This window comes from Geodermatophilus sp. SYSU D00708 (assembly GCF_054050115.1).
The window spans coordinates 37,458-48,346 of the sequence record NZ_JBJGYS010000008.1 but is presented as its reverse complement, the minus strand read 5'-3'; the positions used below and the strand labels follow the sequence as shown (position 1 = coordinate 48,346).

The 10,889-nt window shown below is 75.2% G+C and carries 9 protein-coding genes and 1 pseudogene; 6 read left to right on the top strand and 4 right to left on the bottom strand.

Features of this window, described 5'->3' with window-relative positions:
• Positions 1-16: 16 nt before the first annotated feature.
• Positions 17-211, bottom strand: a complete 195-nt coding sequence (locus tag ACI79D_RS09125) for a hypothetical protein (protein ID WP_456918050.1) — start codon at positions 209-211, stop codon at positions 17-19.
• Between the two features lie 382 nt (positions 212-593).
• On the opposite strand from ACI79D_RS09125, the gene rhaI reads away from it, so the two are divergent.
• The 5 genes from rhaI (at position 594) to ACI79D_RS09100 (ending at position 7,355) form a co-directional block, all read left to right on the top strand.
• Positions 594-1,751 (top strand): L-rhamnose isomerase, encoded by a 1,158-nt coding sequence (rhaI, locus tag ACI79D_RS09120; RefSeq protein WP_456918049.1) that lies wholly within the window; start codon positions 594-596, stop codon positions 1,749-1,751.
• Positions 1,752-1,857: 106 nt separating this feature from the next.
• Positions 1,858-3,894 carry a bifunctional aldolase/short-chain dehydrogenase gene (locus ACI79D_RS09115; protein WP_456918048.1) on the top strand — a complete coding sequence of 679 codons (2,037 nt, stop codon included), beginning with the start codon at positions 1,858-1,860 and terminating at the stop codon, positions 3,892-3,894.
• Positions 3,895-3,906: 12 nt separating this feature from the next.
• Positions 3,907-5,400: a rhamnulokinase gene (locus ACI79D_RS09110; RefSeq protein WP_456918047.1), complete on the top strand. Its 1,494-nt coding sequence runs from the start codon at positions 3,907-3,909 to the stop codon at positions 5,398-5,400.
• Between the two features lie 150 nt (positions 5,401-5,550).
• On the top strand, positions 5,551-6,600 hold the full coding sequence (locus tag ACI79D_RS09105; RefSeq protein ID WP_456918046.1) for an ATP-binding cassette domain-containing protein: 1,050 nt from the start codon (positions 5,551-5,553) through the stop codon (positions 6,598-6,600).
• Positions 6,597-7,355 carry an ABC transporter permease gene (locus ACI79D_RS09100; protein WP_456918045.1) on the top strand — a complete coding sequence of 253 codons (759 nt, stop codon included), beginning with the start codon at positions 6,597-6,599 and terminating at the stop codon, positions 7,353-7,355. Before ACI79D_RS09105 ends, ACI79D_RS09100 begins: the two co-directional genes overlap by 4 nt.
• A gap of 284 nt (positions 7,356-7,639) precedes the next feature.
• On the opposite strand, the pseudogene ACI79D_RS09095 reads toward ACI79D_RS09100, so the two are convergent.
• Positions 7,640-7,873 (bottom strand): annotated as a pseudogene (locus tag ACI79D_RS09095) (methyltransferase domain-containing protein); the annotation flags it as partial.
• Positions 7,874-8,125: 252 nt separating this feature from the next.
• On the opposite strand from ACI79D_RS09095, the gene ACI79D_RS09090 reads away from it, so the two are divergent.
• Complete coding sequence (locus tag ACI79D_RS09090) at positions 8,126-8,353, top strand: hypothetical protein (RefSeq protein ID WP_456918044.1); 228 nt, start codon at positions 8,126-8,128, stop codon at positions 8,351-8,353.
• Positions 8,354-8,596: 243 nt separating this feature from the next.
• On the opposite strand, the gene ACI79D_RS09085 is transcribed toward ACI79D_RS09090, so the two are convergent.
• Positions 8,597-9,472, bottom strand: a complete 876-nt coding sequence (locus ACI79D_RS09085; RefSeq protein WP_456918043.1) for a sugar phosphate isomerase/epimerase family protein — start codon at positions 9,470-9,472, stop codon at positions 8,597-8,599.
• Positions 9,473-9,494: 22 nt separating this feature from the next.
• Positions 9,495-10,889 (bottom strand): FGGY-family carbohydrate kinase, encoded by a 1,395-nt coding sequence (locus ACI79D_RS09080; RefSeq protein ID WP_456918042.1) that lies wholly within the window; start codon positions 10,887-10,889, stop codon positions 9,495-9,497.

The window sequence follows — 10,889 nt, the reverse complement described above, 5'->3', positions numbered from 1 at the left end:
CCGGGCCGGAGCGCGGTCAGGGCCGCCGTCCGCCGGTGCCCGCGGCCTCGGCCGCCGCCCGGGCGCAGACCGGCTCGCCGTGGCGCTCGGCCTCGATCTGGTGCAGCGACGTGCCGCGGGTCTGCGGCGTCCAGATGGTGCCGACCTGCAGGGCCGCCAGCAGCAGCCCGATGCACAGCGTGCCGACGAAGGGCAGGGCTCCGATGCGCATGGTCGCAGCTGCCTTTCTGGGGAGGGTGTCGTCGCGGGGCGTTCGGGGAGCCCCGCCGGCTCGTCCACGTCGATGAACCGTTTCAGATCGCGACGGCCGTGCACCGTGGCACGACGCACCCGCCCGTACGAGCCGGCCGGCGCGACGGGCCTGGGCTCCGAGGGCGCGGGCGAGCGCCCGAAACAGCTGCGGTCCAGCGAAGATCACCCCGCCGCGGGCGGTGGAGGAACCCGGCGAGCTGCGCGTTCCGACGTTCGAGCGGGACACTGTTGACGTGACCGGCGACACGTCCTAATGTCCGGGCAGCGATTGAGACGTTTCACAGCACCGGGACCGACAGGCAGAGCCGGACCGTGCCCCTCCCGCACCGAGGAGATCGACGATGACCGCCGCCGCACTCGCCGCACTCGCCGAGCAGACGATCGAGCTGCCCTCCTGGGCCTTCGGCAACTCCGGCACCCGGTTCAAGGTGTTCGGCCAGCCCGGCGTGGCCCGCGACCCCTTCGAGAAGCTCGAGGACGCCGCCCAGGTGCACAAGCACACCGGCGCTGCCCCCCGGGTCTCGCTGCACATCCCGTGGGACCTGGTCGACGACTTCGGCAAGCTCGCCGCGCACGCCGCCGACCTCGGCGTCTCGATCGGGGCGATCAACTCCAACCTGTTCCAGGACGACGACTACCGGCTCGGCTCGCTGACCCACCCCGACGCCGCCGTCCGCCGCAAGGCGATCGCCCACCACGCCCAGTGCGTCGAGGTCATGCGGGCCACCGGCTCCACCGACCTGAAGCTGTGGCTGCCCGACGGCACCAACTACGCCGGGCAGGACGACCTGCGCGCCCGGCAGGACCGGCTGGCCGAGTCGCTGCAGGAGGTCTACGCACTGCTCGACCCGGGCATGCGGCTGCTGCTCGAGTACAAGTTCTTCGAGCCGTACTTCTACGCGACCGACATCCCCGACTGGGGCACGTCCCTGGTGCACTGCCTGGCCCTCGGCGAGCGGGCGCTGGTCGTCCTCGACACCGGGCACCACGCGCCGGGCACCAACATCGAGTTCATCGTCATGCAGCTGCTGCGGGTCGGGCGGCTGGGCGCGTTCGACTTCAACTCGCGCAACTACGCCGACGACGACCTCATCGTCGGGTCGGCCGACCCGTTCCAGCTGTTCCGGATCATGAACGAGATCGTGCAGAACGACGCGCTGCTCGGCGCTGGCGTCAACTTCATGCTCGACCAGTGCCACAACATCGAGAAGAAGATCCCCGGCCAGATCCGCTCGGTGATGAACGTCCAGGAGGCCACCGCCAAGGCGCTGCTGGTCGACCGCGACGCGCTGCGCGCCGCCCAGGTCGCCGGTGACGTGCTCGGCGCCCACGGTGTGCTGATGGACGCCTTCAGCACCGACGTCCGGCCGCTGCTGGCGCAGCTGCGGGAGAGCAAGGGTCTGGACGCCGACCCGTACACCGCCTTCGCCCGCAGCGGGTACCAGGAGCGCATCGAGCGCGAGCGCGTCGGCGGCCAGCAGGCCGGCTGGGGCGCCTGACGGCCCACCTCGTCGGCGAGATCGCGCGATCTCGAACAGCCCAGCCCCTCCAACCGTGCGAGATCCCGGGATCTCGCCGGCACAGAACCCCGAGAGGACACCAGACGTGACGAACCCCGTGCTCAGTGAGCTGCTCGAGCGCAGCAACCGGCTGGGCGCCGACCCGCGCAACACCAACTACGCCGGCGGCAACACCTCCGCCAAGGGCACCGAGACCGACCCGGTGACCGGACAGCCGGTCGAGCTGCTCTGGGTCAAGGGCTCCGGCGGCGACCTCGGCACCCTCACCGAGCCGGGTCTCGCCGTCCTGCGGCTGGACCGGCTGCGCAGCCTCGTCGACGTCTACCCGGGCGTCGAGCGTGAGGACGAGATGGTCGCCGCGTTCGACTTCTGCCTGCACGGCCGGGGCGGCGCCGCCCCGTCGATCGACACCGCCATGCACGGCCTCGTCGACGCCGCGCACGTCGACCACCTGCACCCCGACTCCGGCATCGCGCTGGCCACCGCGGCCGACGGCGAGGCGCTGACCCGCGAGTGCTTCGGCGACCGCGTCGTCTGGGTGCCGTGGCGGCGCCCCGGCTTCCAGCTCGGCCTGGACATCGCGGCCATCAAGGAGAAGAACCCGCAGACCATCGGCTGCATCCTCGGCGGCCACGGGATCACCGCCTGGGGCGCGACGAGCGCCGAGGCCGAGGCCAACTCGCTCGACATCATCCGCACCGGCGAGCGCTTCCTCGCCGAGCGCGGCAAGCCCGAGCCGTTCGGCGGGGTGGTGCCCGGCTTCGAGCCGCTGCCCGCGGTCGAACGCCGGCACCGCGCGGCCGCCCTGGCGCCGGTCATCCGCGGGCTCGCCTCGACCGACAAGCCGCAGGTCGGGCACTTCACCGACCCCGACATCGTCCTGGAGTTCCTGTCCCGGGAGAAGCTGCAGCCGCTGGCCGCGCTCGGCACCTCCTGCCCGGACCACTTCCTGCGCACCAAGGTGCGGCCGCTGGTCGTCGACCTGCCGGCGACCGCGCCGGTGGAGGACGTCGTCGGTCGGCTGAAGGAGCTGCACGAGCAGTACCGCGCCGAGTACGCCGCCTACTACCAGCGGCACGCCACCGCCGACAGCCCGGCGATGCGCGGCGCCGACCCGGCGATCGTGCTGGTGCCCGGCGTGGGCATGTTCAGCTTCGGCGCGAACGAGCAGACCGCGCGCGTGGCCGGCGAGTTCTACGTCAACGCGATCAACGTGATGCGCGGCGCCGAGGCGGTCTCCACCTACGCCCCGATCGACGAGAGCGAGAAGTTCCGCATCGAGTACTGGGCGCTGGAGGAGGCCAAGCTCCAGCGGATGCCCGAGCCCAAGCCGCTGGCCACCCGCGTGGCGCTGGTGACCGGTGCGGCGAGCGGCATCGGCAAGGCGATCGCCCACCGGCTGGCCCGCGAGGGCGCCTGCGTCGTCGTCGCCGACCTGGACCTCGCCAAGGCCGAGGCCGCGGCGGCGGAGATCGGCAACGCCGACGTCGCCGTCGGGGTGGCGGCCGACGTGAGCGACGGCGAGGCGGTGGCCGAGGCGTTCCGCGCGGCGGTGCTGGCCTTCGGCGGGGTCGACCTGGTGGTCAACAACGCCGGCCTGTCGATCTCCAAGCCGCTGCTGGAGACCACCGAGGCCGACTGGGACCTGCAGCACGACGTCATGGCCAAGGGCAGCTTCCTCGTCTCCCGCGAGGCCGCCCGGATCATGATCGAGCAGGGGATGGGCGGCGACATCGTCTACATCTCGTCGAAGAACTCGCTGTTCGCGGGCCCGAACAACATCGCCTACGGCGCCACCAAGGCCGACCAGGCCCACCAGGTGCGGCTGCTGGCCGCCGAGCTCGGCGGGCACCAGATCCGGGTCAACGGCATCAACCCCGACGGCGTCGTCCGCGGGTCGGGGATCTTCGCCGGCGGCTGGGGCGCCTCCCGCGCCGCGGTCTACGGCGTCAAGGAGGAGGACCTGGGCGAGTTCTACGCGCAGCGGACCCTGCTCAAGCGCGAGGTGCTGCCCGACCACGTCGCCGACGCCGTCTTCGCGCTGACCGGGGGCGACCTCACCCGGACGACGGGGCTGCACGTGCCGGTCGACTCGGGCGTGGCCGCCGCCTTCCTCCGCTGACACGGGGCAGAAATGGCCACTTCTGCCCCCGGGGTGTTCGCGGCGGTCGACCTGGGGGCGTCGAGCGGCCGGGTGATGGCCGCGCGGGTCGGCCCGGAGCGGCTGGAGCTCACCGAGGCGCACCGGTTCCCCAACCGGCCGGTGCGCCTCGGCGGCACCCTCCACTGGGACGTGCTCGGCCTCTACGCCGGCGTCCTCGACGGGCTGCGGGCCGCCGGGCGCGAGGCCGGCCGGGCCGACGGCGGGCACCTCGACGGCGTGGGCATCGACAGCTGGGCCGTCGACGTCGGCCTGCTCGACGCCGACGGCGCGCTGCTGGGCATCCCGGTGCACTACCGGGACGCCCGGCACGCGACCGCGGTGCCGGCGGTGCACGCCGCCGTCCCGCCCGAGGAGCTGTACCGGGTGAGCGGGCTGCAGCACCTGCCGTTCAACACCGTCTTCCAGCTCGCGGCGGCACGGGACACCGCGCAGCTGGCGGCGGCGCGGACGGCGCTGCTCATCCCCGACCTGCTCGCGTACTGGCTCACCGGGGCGGTCGGCGCGGAGGTCACCAACGCCTCCACCACCGGCCTGCTCGACGCCACCACCCGCGAGTGGGCCGGGGAGCTCGTCCACCGGCTCGGCCTGGACCGCGGGCTGCTGCCGCCGCTGCGGCAGCCGGGGGAGCGGCTGGGGGAGCTGACCGCCGACGTGCTGGCCGAGACCGGGCTGGCCGGCCCGGTGCCGGTCACCGCGGTCGGCTCGCACGACACGGCGTCGGCGGTGGTCGGCGTCCCCGCGTCGTCGGACCGGTTCGCGTACGTCTCGTGCGGCACCTGGTCGCTGGTCGGCGTGGAGCTGGAGAAGCCGGTGCTCACCGAGGCGAGCCGCGCCGCCGGGTTCACCAACGAGCTGGGCGTGGACGGCACCGTCCGCTACCTGCACAACGTGATGGGCCTGTGGCTGCTGCAGGAGTCGCAGCGGACCTGGGCGGCCGCCGGCCTGCCCGCGGACCTGCCCGACCTGCTCGCCGCCGCCGCGCAGGTGCACGGCTTTCCGGCCGTGGTCGACGCGGACGACCCGCGGTTCCTGCCGCCGGGGGACGTGCCGGGGCGGATCGCGGCGGCCTGCGCCGAGACCGGGCAGACGCCGCCGCAGAGCCAGGCCGAGACCGTCCGCTGCATCCTCGACAGCCTCGCGCTGGCCTACCGGCGGGCGGTCCGGAAGGCCGTGGAGCTCTCCGGGCGGGACGTCGAGGTGGTGCACCTGGTGGGCGGGGGAGCGCGCAACGCCTTGCTCTGCCAGCTGACCGCGGACGCGTGCGGGCTGCCGGTCGTGGCCGGTCCGGTCGAGGCCGCGGCGCTGGGCAACGCGCTGGTCCAGGCCCGGGCGGCCGGGGTGCTCCACGGCGGGCTGGCCGAGCTCCGCGCGCTGCTGCGGGCCACCCAGGAGGTGCGGACGTACACGCCGTCCGGGTCGCCGGCCGCGTGGGACGCCGCCGCCGCCCGGCTCCCCGTCCGCTGAGTCGGCACCGCACGAGCGACCGATGAGTTCCCGCGGGCGCGGCGGTCTGTAGCGGTGGGTGCCGGTGGACCGGCGTCCGCACGGGGCCGCGCGAGCCGGGCCCGACCTGCGAGGACGGTGCCCCGGCCGGCGGGCACGGAGAGGGCAGCGGTGATCCACGCACGGGGACTGGTGCAGACGTTCCGCACGCGCCAGGGGCGGGCCAGGACCGAGGTCCGAGCCGTCGACGGGGTGGACCTGGACGTCGCCGAGGGGGAGGTCGTCGCGTTCCTCGGTCCCAACGGGGCGGGCAAGACCACCACGCTGCGCATGCTGACGACGCTGCTGAAGCCGACCTCGGGCACGGCGACGGTGGCCGGCTTCGACGTCGTCACGGAGTCGGTGCAGGTGCGCCGGAGCATCGGCTACGTCTCGCAGGCCGGCGGGGCGTTCAGCGGCGCCCGCGCGGGCGACGAGGTGGTCGACCACGGGATGCTCTACGGGCTGACCCGGGCGGAGGTGGAGGAACGGGGCCGGCAACTGTTCGCGCAGCTGGACCTGGAGGGTCTGTGGACCCGCAAGCCGCGCGCCATGTCCGGCGGGCAGAAGCGCCGGCTGGACATCGTGATGGGGCTGATCCACGAGCCGACGCTGGTGTTCCTCGACGAGCCGACCACCGGCCTGGACCCGCAGGCACGGGCCAACCTGTGGGAGCACATCCGGGACCTGCGGCGCCGGCGAGGCGCGACGGTGTTCCTGACCACCCACTACCTGGACGAGGCCGACGCGCTGGCCGACCGGATCCTGATCATCGACCGGGGCCGGATCGTCGCGGCCGACACCGCCGACGAGCTCAAGACGCGGGTCGCCGGCGACCTGGTCGACCTGGAGGTGGCCGACCGGGCCGACGTCCCCGAGGCCGCCCGCAAGCTCGCCGGCCTCACCGACGGCCGCGCCGAGGTGGAGGTGGACGACCGGCACGTCCGCGGGCGGGTGCCGCGCGCCGGGCGCGCGGTCCCCGGGTTGCTGCGCGACCTGGACCGCGCGTCGATCGACCTGGACTCGATCGAGGTGCACCGGCCCACCCTGGACGACGTCTTCCTGGCGTTGACCGGACGGTCCCTGCGCGACGCCGAGACCGCCGCCGCGGCCGCCGACGCCGCCCCCGGGCCGGCCGAGGACACCGAGACCGTGCCCGCGGACGGAGGAGCCCGGCGATGACCTCGTTCCTGCGCGAGTCGGGGATCGTCTTCCGGCGCCAGCTCCGGATGAACCTGCGCAACCCCGCGTGGGTGATCATCGGGGCGATCCAGCCGGTGCTCTACCTGCTGCTGTTCGGCCCGCTGCTCACGCCGCTGGTCGACCAGTTCGGCGCGACCAACGCCTACACCTTCTTCGTGCCCGGGATGCTGGTGCAGCTGGGCATGTTCGGCGCCTTCTTCGCCGGGTTCGGCCTCATCGGCGAGTGGCGGGAGGGCGTCATCGAGGCCGAGCGCGTCACCCCGGCCAGCCGGACGGCGCTGCTGGCCGGCCGGCTCCTGCGCGACCTGCTGCAACTGTTCGCGCAGGCGCTGATCCTCATCGCCCTGGGCTACGCGCTGGGCATGGACGCGCCGCTCCAGGGGATCGTGCTCGGGACGCTGCTCACCCTGCTCATCGGCGGCGCCTGCGCCGCGGCGTCCAACGCGCTGGCGCTGACCACCAAGAGCGAGGAGGTCATGGCGCCGGTGGTCAACATGGTGATGATGCCGGTGCTGCTGCTGTCGGGGATCCTGCTGCCGATGACGATCGGCCCCGCCTGGCTGGAGGAGGCCAGCGACTTCATGCCGATCCGGCACGTGGTCGACGCCGTCCGCGCCTCCTTCCTCGGCGACTTCGCGTCCTCGGGGTTGCTGTGGGGCGGCCTGTGGTCCCTGGCGCTGTTCACCCTCGCCGTGTGGTGGGGCACCGCCACCTTCCGGCGGGAGAACGCCTGACCCGCCCTCCGCGGGACCGGGCGAGTCAGGTCCCGGCTCAGACCCGGGTGATCGTCGCGAGCCAGGGCCGGGGCGCCGTCGTCGTGGAACCGCGTCTCGATCCGCTCGGGTGCGACGGCGACGACGTCCCAGCCGCGGCTGGGGTCGAACGCCGTGCGCAGGTCTGCCTCGGTGACGGGGTGGGGCCCGGGGGCGGGGCCGTCGTCGCGGAAGCACAGCACGTGCACCCTCCCGCCGGGCTCGGTCACCGACGCCAGGCCCGCCACGTACCGCGGCCGCTCGTCGGCGTCGAAGGTGTGGAACAGCCCGCAGTCGAGCACCGTCGCGAACCGGCGCCCCAGCGCCTCCAGGTGCAGCGCGTCGGCCACGGCGAACTCGGCGTCGAGCCCGCGGTCGCGCGCCGCGGCCCGCGCGATCGCCACGGCCGTCCCGGCTACGCCGACGCCGAGGACCGGCAACCCCAGGCCGGCGACGTGGAGGGCGTTCTCGCCGGTCGAGGTCGCTGAGTGCTCCGCCACGGTCGTCGCCTCCCTGCCGCCGGTTGCGCGCCCCGATCTGTACCGGACCCCCGCTCCGGCAGCCAGGCGGGCTCGACCGGCTCCCCGGTCGAACCCGCGCCAGCCCCGTGTGAGGTGCGCTCGACTCCCCTCGGTGGGGGTGGGCGGCGCCGCGTCCTCCGGGCAGCCTGGGCGGGCGCGGGTCGCCCGTCCGATCCCGGCGGACACCGCGCGGGTCCCGGCGTCGTCGACGCCGGGAGGGGGAGGCCTGCGATGCCGTGGTGGGTGTGGTCGCTGCTGGGCTGGATCCCGCTGACGGCGGTGGTCGCGGCCTACTGGTGGGTGCCTCGGTGGCCCGAGGTGAAGCGGGAGCTGGCCCGCGAGTTCGCCGCCCGGGCCGGCCGGGCGGGGCGCGTCGGGCCGCTCTCCCGCCTGACCCACCGGCGTGCCGGGTCGCGCGACGGGAGCGACGGACGGTCGAGCGGCGGGCCGGTCCCGTAGCGCCGGCCAGCCGGCGGGCCGGCGCGGTGCCCCGACGTCCGCGGTCCTCGTGTCGCTGGCGGCCGGTCGAGGCCTGATCATCGAGACGCCCGCCCCGCCCTGGCCGTGAAACCCCCGGGGCGGGGCGGAGCTCCATGGCACCACGGCGGCCCGGCTGCCGTCAGCAGGCGGCGGCGTGTCCCCGGCAGGACTCGCCGACGCGCCCACCCCGGCACCGCGGGCAGCCGTCCGCGCCGCGCCGGCTCAGGCGCGGCCGGCGGCCGCCGCGAGGCCGGCCCGGGTGAAGGCCAGCGCCTCCCGGGCCAGCGCCGCGTTGTCGGTCCAGAGGTTGCGCCAGATCGCCAGGTCGTTGGAGAGCGTGCGGTGCACGACCTCGGAGGAGAACGACTCGAAGGTCATGATCCCGTCGTAGCCGACCTCGGAGAGCGCGCCGAAGAACTCCGCCCACGGGATCGTCCCGGTGCCCAGCGCCCCGCGGTGGGACTCCCCGACGTGCACGTACCCCAGCCGCCCGGCCGCCGCGGCCGCCCGCACGGCCTCGCGGAACGAGTGCTCCTCGATGTTCATGTGGTAGGTGTCCAGGTGGGCCATCACGTTGGGCCGGTCGACGGCCGCGATGAAGTCCAGCGTCTCCTGCGTCGTGTTGATGACGTTGGTCTCGTAGCGGTTGCAGAACTCCAGGGCCAGCGTGATGCCGGAGGCGGCGGCCCGGTCGGCCAGCCAGGCGATCGTCTCCTGGGAGTGGGCCCGGCCGCGCTCGGTCGCCGGTCCGGCGTACTTGCCGAGCTTGGAGTACAGGACGCCGCACAGCACCGAGCCGCCGCTGTCGCGCAGCACCGACAGCGCCGTCGCCAGCCGCGCCCGGCCGCGGGCGACGACGTCGGGGTCCTCGCTGGAGACGTCGGTGTCCTCGCTGAGCCCGAGCGACCCGCTCACCTGCAGGTCGTGCTCCTCCAGCAACCGCGCGGTCATGTCGGCGTCGAACGTCGTCGGGTCGATCAGCGCGAGCTCGATCAGGTCGTAGCCCGCCGCGGCGGTGGACGCGATCGCCGACCGCGCCTCGTCGGGGGACCAGCCCCCGGTCCAGACCAGCGCGTGGACGCCGTGGGTGATCGCCATGGGAGTCTCCTCATCTCCGGGGTCAGTCGTCCAGCCAGCCGCGGCGGTGCAGCTCGGCCACCAGCCGCCGGTAGCCCTCCTCGAGCGGACCGGCCTGTGCGGGGTCGGGGGCGACGACCGCCGCGGTGCGCACCATGCGGTCCGCCGCCTCCGCCGGGGGCGCCCCGGTCAGGGCGGCGGCGGCCAGGACGGCGGCGCCGAACGCACTCGACGGCTCGGCCGGCCGCGACACCGGCCGGCCCAGCACGCTCGCGCGGATCGCCGTCCACACCGCCGAGCCCGATCCGCCGCCGACGACCCGGTGGTCGGTGGAGGCGACGCCGAGCGCGGCCAGCCGCTCCAGGCCGAGCCGCTCGACGAAGGCGACGCCGTCCAGGACCGCCCGGTGCCGCTCACGGGGGGACGGCGTCCCCGGGCCGAGCAGGAAGCCGGTCGCGTCCGGCCGGACGAACGGGAAGCGCTCCCCGGTGCCCGGGAGCGGGTAAGCGGTCCAGGCCGACGGCCCCTGCCGCGCGGCGTCGGCGTCGGCGGCGGCCAGGTCGGGCAGCCCGGGGAGGGCCCCGGCGCCGGTGTTGGACGCACCGCCCGGCCACCACAGGCCGTCGGGGGCCAGGTGGGAGTAGACCGCACCGCCGAAGCCGGTCACCTCGCCGCCGGCGACCCCCTTGAGCACCAGCGTCGTCCCCAGCACGCCGGTGGTGCGGCCCGGCGCCACCGCACCGGCCGCGAGCTGCGCGGTGCAGCCGTCGGTCATGCCGGCCACGACGCGCACCCCGGCGGGCAGGCCCAGCCCGGCCGCGACGCCGGGGCGGACCTCGCCGACGACCGTGCCCGGGTGCACCAGCTCCGGCAGGGCGGCCACCGGCACGCCCGCGGCGGCCAGCACGTCGAGCGGCCAGCGGGCGGCGACCGGGTCGATGCCCGCCTTGAGCGCGTGCGAGGTGTCGGTGACCAGCCGCCCCGTCAGGTCGGCGACGACCAGGTCGGGCACGTGCAGGTAGCGGCCGGCGGGGTCCTGCTCGGCCAGCCAGGCCAGCCGGCCCAGGGTCGAGGCCGCGCCGGCCGGGCGGCCGAGCGCGGCGCGCACCCGGGCCGCCCCCCGCTGGTCGGCGTAGAGCAGCACCGGTCCGCGCGGCGCCCCGCCCGCGGAGGTGGCCACCACGCTCCCGCTCGTCGCGGTGACCGCCAGCGCCCCGATGCCGGCCGCGTGGGTGCCCAGGTCGGCGGTCAGCGCCCGCAGCACCGAGCGCACGACCGACGCGTGCACCGGGGGCTGCTCCTGGCACCCCGGCCCGGGTACCGACGGCTCGGGCAGCGGGGCCGAGGCGGTGGCCGTCACCTCCCCGGTGTCGACGCGCACGGCCGTGACGCGCACCGCGGCGGTGGCCAGGTCGACGCCGAGGACGAGGTCGGCCAC

Bases quoted from the DNA above. Each gene is read 5' to 3' on its own strand.
- ACI79D_RS09125 (WP_456918050.1), bottom strand. From the start codon at position 211: ATGCGCATCGGAGCCCTGCCCTTCGTCGGCACGCTGTGCATCGGGCTG.
- rhaI (WP_456918049.1), top strand. From the start codon at position 594: ATGACCGCCGCCGCACTCGCCGCACTCGCCGAGCAGACGATCGAGCTG.
- ACI79D_RS09110 (WP_456918047.1), top strand. From the start codon at position 3,907: ATGGCCACTTCTGCCCCCGGGGTGTTCGCGGCGGTCGACCTGGGGGCG.
- ACI79D_RS09100 (WP_456918045.1), top strand. From the start codon at position 6,597: ATGACCTCGTTCCTGCGCGAGTCGGGGATCGTCTTCCGGCGCCAGCTC.
- ACI79D_RS09090 (WP_456918044.1), top strand. From the start codon at position 8,126: ATGCCGTGGTGGGTGTGGTCGCTGCTGGGCTGGATCCCGCTGACGGCG.
- ACI79D_RS09085 (WP_456918043.1), bottom strand. From the start codon at position 9,472: ATGGCGATCACCCACGGCGTCCACGCGCTGGTCTGGACCGGGGGCTGG.